Source organism: Flavobacterium sp. AC267 (assembly GCF_979258715.1).
The window spans coordinates 3,387,048-3,405,724 of sequence record NZ_OZ409875.1; the positions used below are offsets into that span (position 1 = coordinate 3,387,048).

Annotated in this window: 16 protein-coding genes and 4 pseudogenes; 10 read left to right on the forward strand and 10 right to left on the reverse strand. The window is 34.7% G+C overall.

Features of this window, described 5'->3' with window-relative positions; translation table 11 throughout:
- Positions 1–215: 215 nt before the first annotated feature.
- Positions 216–1,580 carry a TolC family protein gene (locus ACZZ95_RS17835; protein ID WP_463470062.1) on the reverse strand — a complete coding sequence of 455 codons (1,365 nt, stop codon included), beginning with the start codon at positions 1,578–1,580 and terminating at the stop codon, positions 216–218.
- A gap of 27 nt (positions 1,581–1,607) precedes the next feature.
- A complete protein-coding gene (locus ACZZ95_RS17840; RefSeq protein WP_463470063.1) occupies positions 1,608–2,225 on the reverse strand; it encodes a TetR/AcrR family transcriptional regulator in 618 nt (205 codons plus the stop codon).
- Positions 2,226–2,542: 317 nt separating this feature from the next.
- Here ACZZ95_RS17840 and ACZZ95_RS17845 point away from each other — a divergent pair, with 317 nt between their 5' ends.
- Complete coding sequence (locus ACZZ95_RS17845) at positions 2,543–3,307, forward strand: Gfo/Idh/MocA family protein (RefSeq protein ID WP_463470064.1); 765 nt, start codon at positions 2,543–2,545, stop codon at positions 3,305–3,307.
- 20 nt (positions 3,308–3,327) lie between these two features.
- On the forward strand, positions 3,328–3,681 hold the full coding sequence (locus ACZZ95_RS17850; protein WP_463470065.1) for a hypothetical protein: 354 nt from the start codon (positions 3,328–3,330) through the stop codon (positions 3,679–3,681).
- Positions 3,682–3,787: 106 nt separating this feature from the next.
- Here the strand turns inward: ACZZ95_RS17850 and ACZZ95_RS17855 are convergent.
- The 4 genes and pseudogenes from ACZZ95_RS17855 to ACZZ95_RS17870 all read right to left on the reverse strand — a co-directional run bounded on the left by ACZZ95_RS17855 (position 3,788) and on the right by ACZZ95_RS17870 (position 8,232).
- Positions 3,788–5,360, reverse strand: a pseudogene (locus ACZZ95_RS17855) (Na+/H+ antiporter).
- Between the two features lie 26 nt (positions 5,361–5,386).
- Positions 5,387–5,546: pseudogene (locus ACZZ95_RS17860) on the reverse strand (helix-turn-helix domain-containing protein); the annotation flags it as partial.
- Positions 5,547–5,647: 101 nt separating this feature from the next.
- Positions 5,648–7,189 (reverse strand): hypothetical protein, encoded by a 1,542-nt coding sequence (locus tag ACZZ95_RS17865; protein ID WP_463470066.1) that lies wholly within the window; start codon positions 7,187–7,189, stop codon positions 5,648–5,650.
- Between the two features lie 425 nt (positions 7,190–7,614).
- Positions 7,615–8,232 (reverse strand): hypothetical protein, encoded by a 618-nt coding sequence (locus ACZZ95_RS17870; RefSeq protein WP_463470067.1) that lies wholly within the window; start codon positions 8,230–8,232, stop codon positions 7,615–7,617.
- 562 nt (positions 8,233–8,794) lie between these two features.
- Here ACZZ95_RS17870 and ACZZ95_RS17875 point away from each other — a divergent pair.
- Both ACZZ95_RS17875 and ACZZ95_RS17880 read left to right on the forward strand, forming a co-directional pair.
- A complete protein-coding gene (locus ACZZ95_RS17875) occupies positions 8,795–9,931 on the forward strand; it encodes a hypothetical protein (protein ID WP_463470068.1) in 1,137 nt (378 codons plus the stop codon).
- Positions 9,932–10,490: 559 nt separating this feature from the next.
- Positions 10,491–11,072, forward strand: a complete 582-nt coding sequence (locus tag ACZZ95_RS17880; protein WP_463471709.1) for a trypsin-like serine protease — start codon at positions 10,491–10,493, stop codon at positions 11,070–11,072.
- A gap of 160 nt (positions 11,073–11,232) precedes the next feature.
- On the opposite strand, the pseudogene ACZZ95_RS17885 reads toward ACZZ95_RS17880, so the two are convergent.
- A pseudogene (locus ACZZ95_RS17885) lies at positions 11,233–12,490 on the reverse strand (MFS transporter).
- Between the two features lie 252 nt (positions 12,491–12,742).
- Here ACZZ95_RS17885 and ACZZ95_RS17890 point away from each other — a divergent pair.
- Positions 12,743–13,021: a helix-turn-helix domain-containing protein gene (locus tag ACZZ95_RS17890; protein ID WP_463470069.1), complete on the forward strand. Its 279-nt coding sequence runs from the start codon at positions 12,743–12,745 to the stop codon at positions 13,019–13,021.
- A gap of 109 nt (positions 13,022–13,130) precedes the next feature.
- Here the strand turns inward: ACZZ95_RS17890 and ACZZ95_RS17895 are convergent, their stop codons facing one another.
- Positions 13,131–13,679 (reverse strand): TetR/AcrR family transcriptional regulator, encoded by a 549-nt coding sequence (locus ACZZ95_RS17895; RefSeq protein WP_463470070.1) that lies wholly within the window; start codon positions 13,677–13,679, stop codon positions 13,131–13,133.
- 216 nt (positions 13,680–13,895) lie between these two features.
- On the opposite strand from ACZZ95_RS17895, the pseudogene ACZZ95_RS17900 reads away from it, so the two are divergent.
- The 4 genes and pseudogenes from ACZZ95_RS17900 to ACZZ95_RS17915 all read left to right on the forward strand — a co-directional run.
- Positions 13,896–14,099: pseudogene (locus ACZZ95_RS17900) on the forward strand (NAD-dependent epimerase/dehydratase family protein); the annotation flags it as partial.
- Positions 14,100–14,124: 25 nt separating this feature from the next.
- Entirely contained in the window at positions 14,125–14,934 is an 810-nt protein-coding gene (locus ACZZ95_RS17905; protein ID WP_463470071.1) for an NAD-dependent epimerase/dehydratase family protein, read from the forward strand.
- A 35-nt stretch (positions 14,935–14,969) separates the two neighbouring features.
- Entirely contained in the window at positions 14,970–15,395 is a 426-nt protein-coding gene (locus tag ACZZ95_RS17910; RefSeq protein ID WP_463470072.1) for a DUF2141 domain-containing protein, read from the forward strand.
- Between the two features lie 211 nt (positions 15,396–15,606).
- The gene (locus ACZZ95_RS17915; protein ID WP_463470073.1) at positions 15,607–16,086 is read left to right on the forward strand and encodes a DUF1203 domain-containing protein; all 480 of its coding nucleotides are present in this window, start codon (positions 15,607–15,609) and stop codon (positions 16,084–16,086) included.
- A 635-nt stretch (positions 16,087–16,721) separates the two neighbouring features.
- Here the strand turns inward: ACZZ95_RS17915 and ACZZ95_RS17920 are convergent.
- Both ACZZ95_RS17920 and ACZZ95_RS17925 read right to left on the reverse strand, forming a co-directional pair.
- Positions 16,722–17,105, reverse strand: a complete 384-nt coding sequence (locus ACZZ95_RS17920) for a nitroreductase family protein (RefSeq protein WP_463470074.1) — start codon at positions 17,103–17,105, stop codon at positions 16,722–16,724.
- A 68-nt stretch (positions 17,106–17,173) separates the two neighbouring features.
- A complete protein-coding gene (locus ACZZ95_RS17925) occupies positions 17,174–17,350 on the reverse strand; it encodes a nitroreductase family protein (protein ID WP_463470075.1) in 177 nt (58 codons plus the stop codon).
- 267 nt (positions 17,351–17,617) lie between these two features.
- Between ACZZ95_RS17925 and ACZZ95_RS17930 the strand changes: the two genes are divergently transcribed.
- Positions 17,618–18,670, forward strand: a complete 1,053-nt coding sequence (locus ACZZ95_RS17930; protein WP_463470076.1) for a DUF1852 domain-containing protein — start codon at positions 17,618–17,620, stop codon at positions 18,668–18,670.
- Positions 18,671–18,677: the final 7 nt, after the last annotated feature.

Consider the following 18,677-nt stretch of genomic DNA (forward strand, 5'->3'; position numbering starts at 1 on the left):
GGCTGGTGCTGTTTTAATAGATACAACATCTGCATTTTCAAATTGATTAGGCTCTTTTTTTCTTCTTTACAGGCATAAAAAAGGGGAAAGGCAAGAAGACATAGAACTATTGATTTTTTACTCAAAAGTGTAAAAATATTTTTTAGGTATTCGTGACCCGAGCCCGAGAGGCGGACGGATGAAGTAAACTTTGATTTCATAAGTAATGTTTTTGATTAATTTAAAGTAAAAGTGGCATTGGCTCTTTCTAATTCTGTATAGGCAATCCAGGAATTATAAAGAGATATGTTAGTATTAAGCTGTGCATTTACCCACTGATTCTGCGCATCCAGAAGTTCAATGTAAATGGCCTGACCTTCCTTATATAATTTGGTAATGTCCTCATTGTATTTTTTGGTCAGCGCTTTTTGATTTTTGTCAGCATTGAATTGTTCTAAAGCAGATGTCAGATTATTTCGAGTTACCTGAAATTGAAGCAGCAATTGCTGTTTTACATTGTCTGTCTGAGAGCTTATTTTCTTACTGTCTTCCTCAACCTGTTTAAGCTTGTATTTGTTTTTATTGCCTGAGAAAATAGTCCATTCTAAAGAAGCACCGGCAAAATAGTATCGTGATTGTTTATTTACTTCGAAATCAAAGTCCTGAAATCCGAAATCTGCAAAACCACTCAATTTTGGGTACCAATACGATTGGGTAAGCTTACTTACATTTTCATTTATATCTTTTGCCATGGTAAGCTTAGAGAGTTCTTCCCTGCTTGAGGTGTTTTCTTGTACTAGTGCGCTTGGAAGGCTTTCTTTATCTAGATCAATCTCAATTTCGCTGTCCAGTTTTTGATTAATTAGAAAATTAAAATATGTTTTAGCATTGTTGCTGACTTGTTTTGCTGTTTCCAAATTTGCCTCAATACGAATTACTTCGTTATCGCTTCTAAGAACTGCTGTACGGTTTATCTTGTCATTTTTAAATAAGGATTGATTAACCCTTTGATTTTCTTTTACCAATGCTAAAGCGTCCTGATAAATATTAATTCCTTCAATTGACTGGAGATATTTGTAGTATGCTGTTTTTATTTCTTTAACCAGTTCCCTTTGATAGATTTCCAGTTCTATTTTTTGTAAAGAAGTCTGCTGGTTTTTGATTCTTTTGTTATAAATGATTTCATAGTTCAGTAATGGCATTGTCGTGTGAATTTTAGCATCATAAAAATTATCGGGATTAATTAAAACCGACTGGTTCTGCAGAGAAGGGAAAGCATTCGAATTGGTTATTTGATTGAGTGTGCTGTATACAGGATTCAGCATATCACCAATTGGAATATCAATTGTTCTTCCGCCGTCGGCCTTAGTATAATTGGCATTAAAAGAAACAGTGGGGTAGAACAGGGAACGGGCTTCCTGCAGGGCATACATACTTTTATTAATGTCGAAGTTGTGCTGTTTGATTACCTCGTTGCTTTTTAATCCAATCTGGATGTAATTATCAAGTTTGCTTTGGGAATATCCTATAATTCCAAAACAAATGATGGTTAATGTAATTGCTTTTTTCATTTTATTGTACATTGTTTTTAAATTGAACATTGTTCATTTTTTTGATCAAAAAAAAGTTTAAAGTTTCTTTATCATTTTTAAATATTCATTGTATCCTTCAGAGAGGATCGTATCAGGACTAGAAAATTTTACACCTTTTGTTCTCTGGCGTATTTCCAGACAGCACATTCCGTGTACTAAACTCCAAATCATAAAAGATAATGCTTCTAGTGAATGTCCTTCAAAATGCCCTTCTTTCATACATTCTTCCACGGTTTTCTTTAAAGCACCAAAAGTTTCAGCTCCTTCATTCCATGCTTCTTTTTCAGTACTTTCAATAAATTCCATCGGCGCTTTTACGATGAACATCAGATCGTACATTTCTGAATTTTCCATGGCAAATTTCAAATACGTAAATCCCATTTTTCGAAGACGTTCCATTGGATCTTTAATAGCGAACAATTCGGTAAAATATCCGCCTAGTTCCTGAAAACCAATAGAGTGGAGGTCGTGAAGAATAGCATTCTTATCCTTAAAGTAAACATACACAGTTCCTACGCTGTAATCAATTTCATCAGCGATATTTCGAATCGTAGTCTGTTCAATACCTCTCTCTAAGAAGAGCTTTTTGGCTCCTTTTAGAATCAGCATTTTTAAGGCTTCTTTTTCACGTGCTTTTCTTTCTGATGTGCTCATGGTGCAAATGTATGTATATTTTTTGAACAGCGTTCATTTTTTAAGGAATATTTGTAAAATATTTGGCAATGTATTAGATGTGTTGGTGATATTCGAATGATTCCGGATCTCTTATAAGCTCCTGAATACTGTTCAATAAATTCATATGGATTATTTTTTCTGCTTGTTGTAAACGTAATTAATTGGCTGGTTTCGTTCTTCTGTAAGGGTGCCGTAAAATATTATTTTGAAACTGCACAGAATAATCGTAACTTGATTTTCAATTCGTTACAATACAGCTATTCTAGTAACAGCAGTACTTGTTTAAAAATAAGGATATGAAAAAATACAAAATAGGCATAATAGGTTACGGTGGATTTGGAAAATTTCTTTACCACTGGTGGAATAAAATGGATCAGGCGCAGGTGGTCGCTGTGGCGGATTCAGGAGGTCATTTCCAGCAGACCCGAGATTGCGACTGGTATGAGAACTGGCAGGAGCTTCTTGAGGACCCTGAAATAGAAATCGTCAGTATTGTAACCCCGCCGGGTCTTCATGCCGAAATGGCCTGCGCGACCATGCGGGCTGGAAAACATGTTCTTTTGGAAAAACCTGCCGCAGTTACTGTGCAGGATGCTGAGAGAATACTTCTGGTACAGAAAGAAACCGGAAAAATCATTACGGTAAATCATATGATCCGCTACAATCCCATCATACAGGCTTTGATGAGACTGGGGGAAAGTGGTGCTTTGGGCACTATCCGGCATGCAGTAGTCAATAATTATGCCCAGGACCAGACCCTGCCTGCAGACCACTGGTTCTGGGATGAAGCACTTTCAGGCGGAATTATGGTAGAACACGGTGTGCATTTTTTTGATATCATCAATGCCCTTAGCAAACAGCATTATACTAAGGTCTATGGTTGCTGGGACAATCGAAATGAGCAAGGCAGCGCGACCGCGTATCGGCAATGGTGCTGTACGATCAAGGACTTATTGCGAGTTACTATCACGCCTTTTCGGGGCCAGGTTTTTTTGAACAGACCACCATCAATCTGGCTTATGATCTGGCACAGGTTCAAATTGAAGGCTGGATTCCCATGAAAGGAACACTCAAGATTCTCGTGAATGCCCAGAGCAGGGAGCGACTGAACGTGTTACCGGGCTGGTCAGAGACTGCCGCAGAGATTTTTGGAGATGTAACAGACCTTTCAAGACCTGAGGGCTGGGGAAGCACTGATGAAGCCGGTGCTGATAAAGAATTGGTTTATACAGCAGGCAGGGCTTATAAAGCAGATACGATGGTTTCCGGTACATTTGAAATTCCCAGTACAAAAGGAGAAGTGTACGGAAAAAGCGTACAGTCGCTAGTTTTGGATCTTATTCAAAAGATAGAAAATCCTGAGCATCAGCTTGCCGTGACCCTTGAAGATGCTGTTGAAGCATTGAAAACTGCGGTACTGGCTTCTAAGCAGTAATGTAAAGGGGAGATAGGGAAGGATCGCAAAAGTAATAAGGCTTTCAGTTGATCAGGCATCTTGAAAAAAATATATGCCATACAAGAATATATTTTTTCCATAATGTTTAAATGAACCGCAGTTTTTCTTCTTCAATATCCAGATAATGCATTTGCCTTCTTATGACAGCTTCATCTAAAGTCTGATCTTCTTTATTTTTATTTATTAACCATTTTCTCTGCTGGTTTAATAAATCAAGATAGATATCTTTAAGCTCCGTTCCAATGGATTCATCATCAATTCCATTACTATGCTTGCTCCCATTTTTGAATTAACTGTTGTAATGAGGGATTGTTTTGAATCTGATCACTGTAATTAACCCTTAAATAATCGGAAGCGTGTTCTGCCAATTCTTTTCGCAATAGATTAGAAGCAAGATCACGGGGTAAATCATCATCAATTGTAAATTTAATTTTTTTGATGAAATAAGGAAGTGTCAACCCCTGAATTAATAAAGTCAAAAGAATAACAATAAATGTGATAAATAGTATAAGGTTACGCTGTGGAAATCCATTACCATTATTTAAATAAACTGGTATAGATAATGCCGCTGACCAATGAAACAACACCTCTCATTCCAGTCCATCCCAATATAAAAGGTGCTTTAAAACCAGGATTTCTACTATCGGCAACAGTAATAAAATTACGGGCAATTAGAGTAACAATTACGGCGCCATATGAAGATAATATACGGCTAATTATCAAAACAAATGTAATTAAAATACCATACCCAATTGCTGTTGCAATAGTAACTTCCTCAAGCCCCCTTGTAATTTGGGGCAGATCTAGTCCGATTAGCATAAAAACTAATCCGTTCAATATAAAGCATAAACTTTCCCATACATTTATTCCCTGCAGACGAGATTTACTGCTAAGAAAACGATGCCTGTTATTAGACAACAGTAAACCACCGCTTACTACAGCTAAAACACCTGAACTATGTACCTCTTCGGCGACGAGGTATATGATATAGGGGGTAAGCGACGATAAAACGATGTCTGCATTAGCATCAGTAGGTAAATACTTATGGGCTTTCATAAAGAGCCATCCTATCAATAAGCCAATTGTGACACCACCAAAAATCATCCAGCTGAAACTTAGTGCGGCTTTGTAAAAAACAAACTGCTGGGTGGCAACGGCAATCATTGCAAACCTGAAAATAATTAAAGAAGAGGCGTCATTCAATAAACTCTCTCCTTCTAATATAGATGAAATTGTTCTAGGTACTTTAACAAACTTCAAAATAGCGCCAGCACTTACAGCATCTGGCGGCGACACAATGCCGCCTAATAAAAAACCTAATGCCAGTGAAAAACCAGGGATAATATAATTAGCCACTAATGCTACTGAAAGTGCGGAGAGAAAAACAACTACAAAAGCAAAGCTGGTAATAATAGCCGCCAGCGCCACATTTCTTTCCATGATATTTTCCAAGCCGCTTCATACAATAATGGAGGCAGGAAAATAAAAAATATAAGTTCAGGTTCAATGTTTACAACAGGTACTCCAGGAATAAAACTTATAGCCAATCCTGCTAAAACTAGCAGTACGGGATATGCAACTTTTATTCTATTAGCAACCATAATGAGCAATAAAATAACGATTAATATGCCTAGATAAAAAGGAAAATTCTCAAGCATTCTTTTTTTGTTTTATAATGTAAAACTTAGTTTAAGTTTCTATATTCAATAGGTGTAAAACCTGTATTCTTTTTAAACATTGAAATGTCGCGGGTATTTAAAACCTAGTTCAAATGCTATCTGACTGACAGATTTAGCGGTATCGAAAATGCGTTCTTTGGCTAAGTTAATTAATTTCAACTGAATATCTTTGATCATCGCGATCCCGAAATTGTAAAATGGATAGGCAGTCGATAAATGGTTCTTTTACCAAAATTGCACACGTTTTGTATTTAAATATACTTTTTTTAATTATCGCAGAATGAACCAATTTGTTTTAAATGCCTTTCGGTTTGGTATTTATTAAAGTTGTCCCATTTTGGAGCGGTACTTGTTTTTTGTCCATACATAGCATCCAGGCAAATGTTGTTGTCCTTATATTTGTCATGTAAAACAGCCAAAATTTTAAAGAAAAATTCATCCAGCATGATGATGGCTTCAAATTCTGATTTTAGTGTGCTGTAATTAGAATCTGAAGGATTTAATAGCTGCAGTAAATTTAAAAGCTCTTTCTTTTCTTCTTCATTGATTTCAGTGGCATAACCCGTTTTTAAGGTTTTAAATACCAGGTTATTCCAGGATTTGCTGTCATGTCCCCATTGCACATCAGGCAGGTTTAGGGAATGTTCGCAAATTAGAATAATAGAAAAAAGAACATCATTTAAATACTCCGCCGGGAATTCGTCAAAACTTCTGAATTCGAAACCGCTCTGGTACATTTTTTCCTGATTAAAATCAAGCCCCACTTCCGAAAGCATTTCATATTCCATGTCGGCTTCAATCTGATCGCGCCACCAGATGTTTTCCTCTTTTGTAAACTTCAGCAGTTTTCTAAAATTGTCAACCTTATAGGTTAGAATTTTACCTTTTGGCATTGCTTTGTTATAGGTCCCAACACCAATGTAACGGGACATGGCATTTCGCATTGAACCCAAAGTGAATTTTTTGTCTAAGCTGTATTTATCACTGATCACGCCCATAATATCAGGACTTCCGAGTGTGGATATGAAAAAAGGCTCAAACCACTGTAATAGATAAATGGCGTTAGCATGTGTTTTTTCAAAATCATTGTAATCCACAATTCTGCTGTCTTCTGTTAATGACGGTAAGGTGATATGAAAATGGTAGGTTCCGTTATTGAACAAAACCAGGTTTTCCTGATTGGTCATAAACATATTAAGGCCGTTGTTGTAATCCGGAAAATTTAATTTTCCGTTTAATACAGAAGATTCGTTGATTTTATCCAAAAATAGTTTTTTGGTCGCTTTCAATTCTTTGCAAGAATCAGTAATTGTTCTGTTTTCAAAATATTTGGTTACAAATTCAATAGAATCACCATCAAAATGTACAGATCCCATCGTTTTGTTTCTTTGGGTAATCATACTCTGAATATTGTATGGCTGATCTTCAAGGAAAAGTTCCATGATTGATTTGCCCAGATATTCCGGATTTTGAATCGGTTCTGCGATCGTCTCACCTACTTCCGTATCGATTACTGCTTTTACTGGCGATAATGTCTTGTGCTGATAATTGATATCGAGCTTTTCCAGCGAATGACTGTTCATCATTCGGCTTACTTTATAGCTATCAGTCAGGTTAAAAGCTTTTTTCAGCATAGGAGCCAGGCTTTCGGGTTTATAGCATTTTCTGTAATCAATACTATATTTTTCAAAGCCGATTTTTTCTTGTATAAATTCACCAGAAACTATTAGGGGTTCTTCAAACTGCATGTAGGTTTCGTTTTCCAATCCTATTCCCCAATAATATTTTTTTGTCTGATTGTCTTTCATTTATACTTACTTTCTTTTTTAAGGTTATTTTAATTTATAAAGTCATTTTTATTCAGGAATACAAATTCAATCTGTTAAAACCAGAGACAAGAAACCTATAACGGATTAAGCACATTGTTGCCTCCATTATAAAAGTTTTCGTTTACTTTTAAAAATATAGGAATTTATATTTTAGATTTTTTGCAATTTATCGACTGAAACATCAATTTAGAAGTAAAATTTTATAGTAGGGTTATAAAATTACTTTCGTTATTAATCACTTTTGTATCAATAATTTAGGCAAGAGAATAGCTAAATCACAATTTTTGCTGTTCTTGTTTTTTCTAAGTTGCAAAAGTAGTTTTTTATTATCGTATTTCCAAGTAGTTAACTTGTTGGTAATCAATATTTCTTTTCAATGTCTAACGGTATAGCGAATTGCGTTTTTATTCGTGATAATAAAACACATAGGAGGAATACAAATCGTCATTCCACCAGTCTTTTCTAACCTCCGAAAAGTAATTGTAATTCACTTTTCCTGCCTGTGACTGCGACGGATACAGGATAACACCATTTTCGCGGTAGGCTTTATGGAGCTCTGTTTCAGGAACCACGGGAACAATGTGTCCAGAGAGACCTTTTTCTTTTCTTTTGGCACAGATTATTCCAATGCCTCCGTTGATATTTACCTTCTGCTGGATTTCTTCCGCTGTGAACATTTTTTCCCATCCAAAATTTGGCCCCCATTCTAAAAACCAGTCGTGTATGGCACTGGAATAGATACGTTCTACAGTTTTTCCAAAAACAGCTTCTACATCTTGTCCCTGTATAATTTTGTCAAGGGATTCGGGAGTCCACCAAACGGTTGGAAGATATACTTTGGCGAAATAGCAGTAATCATAAGAGTATACATTGCAATACGTGTCTTCTACAGTTCTTTGATATCTAAGACTCGTTTCCACGTCCAGTTTATCAATTATTCTGGCAATACTCTCTTTTTTACTTGCTGTATCTGTAAGGTCCCTGTAAGGAATGGAAGAATCCATTATCGGTTTTTCTTTCATTTCCATAGAATCCAGCCGCGATTGCAGATCTGGTAACAAATTGGCTTCCTTTATTTGAATATTAGATAGTGTATGATCATTTACAGGTAACGATGCTCGCTGTTACAGTATGTTTTTCCATCTTGACTGCTTAAAATTAATTGACCTGACGATGCTAAATTGATTAACAATACAGCGAAATTTGGTTAGCCAGCGGGTAAATATAAGGATTTTATGTTGCTAAAGAGTTTTAGAAAAAGACAAATTACAGAAATTGCCTGCTTCTGCCAAAAAACTTAATTCGCAAGTTTTAAATATAGTTAAAAGTACTAGACGTAGTATTATCTGCGGGAAGCATTCAATTATTTTATCAAATTATTTTAGAATAGTAGAATATTTTATAATGTGCATCTTAAAAAATCCTTATGGTGATTTATAATTGAAAAAGTATATATTTGAAAAATAAATAAAGTGTAATACTTATCACACATATCTACCCAAATTTGGGTCGCTTTCTGTTGGTTTTTATCATACATATTAAATAGATTTTGCCTTATTACTATATAACTTCTATAAATACAAAATGAAAAAAATAACCTTATTACTTCTTACATTATTCATTACAAATTTTAACAATGCTCAAAACAAAGTTCTTGACAGTTTAGTTCAAAAGAATGGTTTTCCTTTCCAAGTTGATAAAAATATTTCCTTTCAGGGAAAAGGATGGGATGTTTTGCTAAACGAAATAAAGCAATCTAATTCTGTTTTGTTGGGAGAAATTCATTTTACAAACGAAATTCCTTATTTCACAAATGCAATTATCAATGAGGTTAAGTTTGACAACTATTTTCTTGAGGTTGATCCTTATTCTGTAGATTTAATCGAAACAAAAATTAAATCGCTGTCTACTGAACAGCTTAATTCTTTTGTTAAAGAATATTATACAAACTTCTCTTTTTTGGAGTATGAACCCGAATTTGCGTTGTTTAAGAATTTAGTTAAACGAGGCACCAAAATATATGGTGTAGAACAAATGAGCGTTTCTGCAGATCAAATGATAATTTCAAATTTAAAAGAAACTTCGAAAAATAAAAAAGCGATTGCGATATATGACCAAATGCTTCATAATTCGAAACTAGCCGCATCTAAAGAAGGTTTGGAAAAATACTATATGCTTTCTGAGGATTGTCTTCAAAAATTAGATCTGCTCCTGCAGTTAAAACTTTCTGACAAAGAGCGAAAACAAATTGAAGCATTTAAGTTAAGCAGAGAGATTTATACTAAAAGAAGTCATCCCTTAAGGATTCAATTGATGAAAAACATCCTGCTGACCCAAATGCCTGATTGGAATAACAAAAAAAATCTTTTCAAATTTGGTGCGAACCATATGCCAAAAGGGGAAACCATATTAACAAAAACTGATATATATGATATAGGCGACTTAATTTCTAATATTGAAGAGGCAAATTTTAGGAAATCGTTACATATAATGGTTGTAGGAAAAGGAGAAGACGAAAATGACAACAGTAGTTTTAAATCTTTTCTAAATTTAGTAAAAGATGAACAATGGTACTGTTTTGACTTAAGACCTTTAAAGAAATCTATTTTACAAAATAAGCTAAAATTAGATGATATATACTTATCGAGAGTTATAAAGGGTTATGATTATCTTATTTATATTCCTAAAGTAACTGAAAGTAAAAATATCTCGATAGAGTAACAACGTAACCGCCGTTTGCCCCTTGCTGACACAAGCTTCTCGCTCGTGAATGCGACAAGACGTTAACGAATTCAACTAAAACAAAAAAAAGCTTCAGACAAATCTGAAGCTTTTATCGTTTTAGCGGGAAAGGGATTCGAACATTCGAAAAAATAACTAAATTAAAATGTGGTCCAAAAGTTTCGAACTAAACTAGTCAGTAGTTGATTTTACAGAAGTTCAAGTTTTGAGAACGGTAAATACGTAAAGAACGGATTATAATCTACTGGAAATTAGTATTGTATATGTGCGCATCTCTTATGTCTTTTAAAAATTGTTTTTCTATATTTGAATAGCAAAAACGAAATGGAAGTTTTTGCATTGGCTGATAGTAACCTCTAATTTTGGCAGTATTATGAAATTTAACCTTTTTTCTGCTATTGTGATTTTGTGGACAGTGGCTTGTCAGCGGACAGAAGATTTCTTCAAATAAAGTATTTAAAGAAATAGCTCTGGTAAACAAGATCGAATTTATAAACCCGAAATATGACCAGCCAAAATTTAGTCATGCGACTTTCTCATAAAATATAATAATGAAACATTTGCTGTAACAGCAAAACATATACTTAAAATTATTAAGCCCGAAAGTATGACAACCCTGTCATTGGAAAGCCATATTAAAAATTGGGTATTATACCCATTAAACAATACGTCCGAAATTGTAGTTTGTGATAAATTATTAAATGAAGACAAGTCTGAGTTATTGGAAGCCAAGTCAACTTATGACAATGACTGGCTGGTATTTTCGATAAAACAAAATTCTTCCAGTATTACACCTTTGGAAATAAGAAGCACTCCTTTAATTCAGGGAGAAAAATTATATGTTGCAGGCTGGACAAGAACGATGGAAAGTGGCCCTCAAAGGGTATATGAATTTGAATATTATAAAACAATTTCAAATCGCATTTTAGTAAAAGATATTCTTGTGCCGGAGAAATTCGGAGGACTCAGCGGGGCTCCATTAGTAGATGAAAGTGGTTTACTTGTTGGGATTGTCTCAAATGGGACAGTTGATCCAGATTCAAATAAAAAGTTTTTCTCTCCATGCTCCGTAACGAATTTAGTAACTTTTATGGAAAATAGAAAACATGATAAAAAATAAGCCTGTCCTGTAAAAGCGCTTAGAGCGACCCTGCTGTTTTTTGGTAAATTGCACCTTGAAAATACAAGGATAAGTTGGGGGTAGACAGTTTATATATTAGGCATTTTTATTTCATTTAATATCCAAATTTGTGTCTTTTTTAGATGGAAACGCCGTAGACCTAATTGTCATCAATCATATCAATAGTTTTTGGATGCAGGCTTACCAGTTGTAAAACGATTGCAGTCAAAACTACGAATAAGAGCAATACAAAAACGTGTCTCATACCTCCATTGTCAGCGGCTTTTCCTAAAAACTCCGTGATAACAGCTCCGGCCGAAATACCTGCAAAATTCATAATTCCATATCCCGTAGCCCTGTAGCGCGGAGCAACAAACTGGCAGAGAATAGGCATATTGTTGGTGTCGTATATTCCAAATCCAAGTCCAAAAAGGACAGCACCAAAAACAATAGCGGCTGTATTACAGCAATAGCCAAATAAAAACAATGCCGGGATGGTAAGAGACAATCCAATTGCACTGGTGTAAATCCTTCCTTTAAGATGTTTCATTACCCATCTGTCTGAAACGGCGCCTCCAATCAATACGCCAAAAAAGGAAGACATCGAAATGGTTACCGTTGCAATGGGGCCGGCAAGGGACATATCTAAATGTAAAGTTTCAGTAAATAAGGTGGGTAACCAGTTTTTGGCCGCCCAGCCCGGTAAACTTGGTGCAGAGAAATAAAAGAGCAAAACCCAAAAGGAGATATTGCCCAGTAACATTCCTAATCCTTTGTACAGCTGTTTGAATTCATTGGCGAGAGAGGACTTTTTGGCGGTATCAAAGAAGTACGTTTTCTTTTCTTGTATAAAAAACAGTAGTATTAAACTATAAAAAACACCCAGTAAACCAACGGAGTGAAAGCTAAAATGCCAAGAAAAATGCTTAGAAATAGTGGCTCCAAAACCACCGAGTGCCTGTCCTAAATAAATTCCAGTGGTGTGAATCGCAATGGCAAATGAGCGTGTTTTTTCCTGATGGTAATCTGCAATTAAGGATAAGGCGACCGGAATATAAAAGGCTTCACTGAAACCCATGATGCCCCGCAGGATATAAATCTGATTGAAAGTTGCGGCGATAACCCATCGCCATAGTCACCCCTGACCAGATAAAAAGACTTCCTATGATGATTCTTTTGCGATTAAACCGATCGGCTATAATTCCGGAAATGGGGCTCATAAGGGCATAAATCCAAAGGAAAACAGCCATTAAAAGTCCGAAATTTTCAGCTTTAGCCAATTCAGGAATGTCAACCATCATCGCGGCTTTCATAGTAGAGAGCAACTGCCTATCTAAATAATTCAATAAAGCAACAAACCACAGCAGGCCGACAACAATCCATGGATAGGATTTTTTTTCATTCAATTTTGCAATCATTCTCTTTTTTCAAAATAAAGGCCGAATATACGAATTCAAACCCAGCGACAGAAAGAATTGTTTTTTACCTGTTACTGGTTTGTTTAATCTAGCAGTACCGATGCGTTTTTATATCCAATTTTCAGAAAGAGAAGAAAAAAATATCGTTAAAATTATTGAAAAAATTGATGCTGAATACCAATTCATCGATAAACACACAAGATATTATTCTTTCTCAAATCGATTTGTTATTAAATTACAGCAATCGTTTTTATGAGAGACAGTTCATTACAAGAAAAGCTGAATTTGTCATCCTATTATTTAAGTGATATGTTACACTCACTTACAGGCCAGATTGCACAGCAGTATATTCAGGATAAACTGATTGAAAAGGCAAAAGAATATCTTTCGCTGACAAATTTATCGGTTGCCGAAATTGCTTATCGGTTAGGTTTTGAATACCCGCAGTCTTTTAATAAATTATTTAAAAAAAGATTAAAGATCTCTCCGCTGGAGTTCAGGCAGAGTTTCCATTCCAGAATAAAACAGTAATTTCAGGTTATTCGTTAAGGCAAGATCAACCAATTCGTTTTAAAATCCATGATACGTGTTTACTTTACTTTGAGCGATTCGATTAGAAATTGATGGGTTGTAAAAATTGCTATAATTTATTGAGTTTATTTACCAGATAACTTATCATTTGTGCAATACTTTCAGCAGGAATAGAGAAATCATTTTCGATCCAATTTTTGATGACAGCAATACTTCCTTTTTCGCCAAATTGGTATGCCATTTCAGCAAAAGGCTTTACTTCGTCAGTAAGTTCTATTTGATTTTCAACTGGAAAATTATTTCGAACACTTCTCAGGATTCGCGACAGAATTCCGCTTCCATCCGCTTTGGTAAACACAATTTTACTCATCTGCTTATCGCTTTCAAGTAACTGGCGACTGAGCAGTATCACATCATCCATATTGGTGCTTTTACGCAAAACCGTTGAGAGTTTTTCAAAAACATCATCTTCTATTTCAAGCAGTATATCCAGCGGAATATTATAATGCCGATAAAATGTATTGCGGTTAACATCGGCTGTTTTACACAGTTCGGTTATGGTAATTTCGCTTAATTCTCTATCTTCCAGTAAACTAAATAATGCCTCACGCAATATTTTTTTAGTATACTGAACCCTTCTGTCTTTTCTTAAATCCATCACAAATTATTTTACATACGCTACAAAAACATTAGTCTTTGTTCGCTAATGTACAGTAGTATCCTTTTTTGAAACAGCAAATACTTTCTTCTTTAATAGTTTTACGTAGTAATCAAAAAGAACATAAAGTTCAATATTGAACATATTGTATAACAAATATAGCTTTTTAATCAAAATTTAATCGGATTGAAAAGGACTAATGTTAAATTAAAAAAAATGGAAAATAAGATATCACGAAAAAAAATACTTCTGACCGGTGCATCTGGAACTGTAGGATTTGAAACTTTACAGCATCTGGTTCAGCATACGGATTATGAAATAACGGTTTTTGACTTAAAAACCCAAAATTCGGTAAAAAAACTGGCTCCCTTTCGATCTCGTGTAGAGATTATATATGGCGACATCAGTAATAGGGAAGAGGTGTTAAAAGTTACCCAAAATAAAGATGCGACGATCCATTTGGCAGACAGTTATTCCACCTCTTGCAGATATAGATCCAGAGATGGCTTACAGTGTCAATGTGAGAGGGACAGAAAATCTTATTTACGCATTAGAGAAGAATTCACCGGATTGTTATTTGATTTTTAGTTCCAGTATTTCAGTTTATGGCGATCGGATGAAGAATCCCCAGATAAGTATCACTGATATTTTGCGACCCAGTCCCGGTGATCAATATGGAGAAACAAAGGTATTGTGTGAGTCTTTAATTGCGAAATCCAAATTATCATGGAGTATTTTTCGTCTGGTTGCAATTATGGGAAACCATAAGATATCCAAATTGATGTTTCATATGCCGCTGGATACACCAATGGAAATCTGCACGCCAAAAGATACAGGTAGAGCTTTTGCTAAAGCAATTGAAAACCAAAAAAAACTAGAGAAGCAAATATTCAATTTGGGAGGGGGAGAGGATTGTGTTATTACTTATGGATCTTTTCTAGACAAAATGTTTGCTGAATTTGGCTTAGGCGAAGCTGATTTTCCACAAAAGGCTTTTGCAGAAAAAAATTTTCACTGCGGGATTTTAAAAGATGGTAAAGATTTAGATAATATTCTAGGTTTTAGACAGCAAAATTTGAACGATTATTTCGGGATGGTCCGCCAGAAAATTCATCCTCTCCAAAAAAAGATCACCTTCATTTTTAAAAGTATGATAAAAAAATGGCTGATCTCACAATCAGAACCCTATCAGGCCTTTAAAAAAGGGAATGTAAAAAAAATGAATCACTTTTTTAACCAATTAGAGATAAGTTAGAAAAGGTTCTATTATAAATCCTAAAAATATTACTTATGAAAATTAAAATGATAAGCTTGATAGTACTTGTAGCTGTTAATTCAGCACTGTTTGCACAACATAATTTCAGCGTTGAAGTATCTGGCGTAGAACCTGGCAAAGGATCTGTTTTTTTTGGATTGTACGATAAAGAGAAAGGCTTTCTTGATAGTGAGTCACAGATTGCCACCGCAAAAGTAAAAGTCGCAGAAAATAAAGTGGTCTACACGTTCAAAAACCTGCCGAATGGCGATTATGCTGTTGCTGTTTATCAAGACTTGAATAATAACGGAAAATGTGATAGAAATATGATTGGTTATCCAACAGAAGGATTTGGATTTTCTAAAAATTATAAACCCAAACTCTCAGCACCTAATTTTGATGAGGTGAAAATTGCAATTAACCAGTATGCTAAAACCAGTATCGCATTGATTGTTAGATAGAATAGCCTTGCTAAGTTATGGGAAGTACTTATTGCTATACTGTGTACAAAATTTGAAGAGATTGGCTTACTACATTTAGGCTCTGTCTTTTATTGGCATCAACATTTTGGTTTGGATGTCCTGTCGTGGATCGGAGGAAAATTGAGCAAGAAACGGATTTTTAATAAAAGGAACAGAATATAAATTTGTTTTGATTTAAAATATAGAAAATATGAAAAAATTCAAAATTGTTCCTTTGTCTAAAGATTTTGTAAGCCAAATTCGGAAAACAAATATTGATAATTTTGGTAATGAAGTTTACGAGCAATTAGCAACAGGAAAAGGGCCATGTCGAATTTCGTTGAAACCATTTAATGTTGGTCAGGATATTCGTTTGGTTTTTGCTTATAGTCCGTTTTCAGAAAACAATGCTTTTAATCAATCCGGGCCAATATTTATTCACAAAAATGAAGTGGAGCAATATTCGAATATTTACAATTTCCCCACAGAATTAAAAGCAGATAAAGAAAATTTCCCTTTATCGCTAATCGGCTATAGCAAAGAACAAAAAATGATTTTTACTAAATTAGTTGGCGATGATGATATCGATTTACTAATTGCTGAAATCTTTGAAACAAAAAGCGATGTTGAATATCTTCACGCAAGAAATTCAGAAGCCTGTTGTTTTATTTGTAAAATTGAAAGGGTATAGTAAGGTACTATTTAAAAATTGAAATTACTGATAATTTAAAAGAAGTAATTTTTTCAATTAAAACTTTACTTTTACTTTCCAATAAAATTTATTGGGAAGTTTCTGGGATCTTTTAAGAATTTTATAAAATTACAAGGTATCAACACTGAATGTTGTGGAGAAACATTGAAAATTTTATATTCCCTAATTATTTTTAACGCAGAGAACGCAATCCCGATAGCTATCGGGATTCGCAAAGTTCACTAGATTTATGTAGTGTTTACACCATCAAAGTCCACAAAGCTTTGTGTCCCGAGGCTTCGGGATGCGTTTTTTTCTAAACTTGGTATATTTAAAAAACTTTGCGTTCTCCGTGGTAATTTTTTCTATATCCACAGATTTTAGGATTGATCCATTACAAACAGGTCAAATAGCAAGAAAAAGCGTAAAAAAATCCCATTTCGTTAGAAATGGGATTTTAATTTTGTGACCGTAACTGAACAATTTACGAATCATTTATAAATGATTTAAAGAAATTAGCGTACTTTCAAGTTGATTTGCAGGATAATTATACTAAATTTTTATTAGTAAACGGTTTGTATGTCCTATCAAGGTTAAATGTTCAAAAATATTAAGATATATGCATTCTTATAAAATTAATAAACTTTCGTTATCATTTCATCTATAGGCAAACGAACTTTTTTCGCAATTGCCATATAATCTTTTTCGGAATCCCGATATCCTAAAGCGAGGATAACTGTAGAATGCGACCCTTTTTCTTTCAAACCCAAAACCTCATCGATAGTGGCGGCGTTAAATCCTTCGATAGGAGTGGCATCCACTTTCAATTCTGCCAGCGCAATAAGTGCAGTACCTAGTGCAATATAAGCCTGTTTGGTTGCCCAAACGGCTTTTTGTTCTGCGTTAATAGTGTTGAAATAGGAATGCAGTCCATTTCTAAATCCTGATAAGGCACCGGCATCAAGACCTCTTTGTTTTTCTGTCATTGCCATGTAATCGTCAATGTAAGTCGAAGACATGTCAGTGAGTGCCGCAAAAACCAGCAAATGAGAGCAAGAGCTAATTTGTCCATTATACGAATCAGCACCTAATTTTTTTGAATTTCCGGATTGCTTACAACAAAAACACGGTAAGATTGCAGACCGCAAGAAGATGCTGAAAGATTTATAGCCTCTAAGATCTGATCGATCTTATCTTCTGTTACTTTAATGTTACTGTAAGCTTTTGTGGCGTAGCGCCATTTTAAATTTTCTATCAAATTCATTGCTATGTCTATCTTAAATTTTGACAAATATAAATGATATTGTTTTCTTTTTCGAGTTTTTGAAGTGCTCTGAGAAACTCCCAGCCAATAATCTTAGGCCACTAAAGAATATTTATCTGTTTTCGTTCATTACTATATTCGTTTAAAGATTAATAATCTTTAAAATTATCTATAAAAAGAATATTTATCTGATTTTAAGTATTAATAAAAATATTAAATCTTTTATTTTCAAATTTGCAGGGTAAAAAAACTAAATAGTATCATCAGATGAAAGCGAAAATACAAGAAGATAGGGGGAAAAACGAAAAGCAGAATATTGAAAATACCCAGAATACAATCCAGAATGATTTTGCATTCACACTAAAGAGCACTTGTTTAGATGAAAACTATCACCCCTCAAGTGAAACGCGTTTAACAACCAATTTTGCAAACCTAGCCAGAGGAGGTAATCGCCAGCAAAACTTACGTAATGCATTAAATATGATTAACAATCGATTCAATGCATTGGCTCATTTGGATAATCCAAAAGCGGATCGTTACCTTGTAGAACTTGAAATCATCACAGTAACGATGAGTATTGATGATAAGAATGGTATTAACAATCTGCCTTTAATTGAAGTTTTAAAAACGAATATTTTTGACCGCAAGACTAGTCAGCGTATCGAAGGTATCGCTGGAAATAATTTTTCTTCTTATGTTCGTGATTATGATTTCAGTATTTTATTGATCGAGCACAATAAAAATAAATCTAATTTTTGTATTCCTGAAAATTTTGGTGATTTGCACGGAAAACTTTATAAATGCTTTGTGAGTTCAGCCACTTATAAAGAGCACTTTAAGATGTCGCCGATCATTTGTCTAAGTGTATCGGGCAACAGAATTTATACTCGCACTGAATATCAGCATCCGGTTCTTGGTTTTGAGTATCTGCAGGATCAGTATTCTATCACTGATGAATATTTCTCTAAAATGGGCTTAAAAGTTCGTTTTTTCATGCCTGCGAATAGTGTGGCACCGATGGCTTTTTATCATTCCGGAGATCTGCTTACTGATTATACTGATCTTGGATTAATCAGCTCAATCAGCACAATGGAGACTTTCCAGAAGATTTATCGTCCAGAAATTTACAATGCAAATTCAGTGGCTGGGAAAATCTATCAACCTAATCTTAAACACGAAGATTATTCACTGACTCGTGTGGATTATGACCGCGAAGAGCGCGACCGATTGGCTGTTGAACAGGGTAAATATGCAGAAGAGCATTTCATTAAGCCTTACAAAAGTCTCCTGGAACAATGGTCTGGTAATTTTACCCTTTAATTGATTA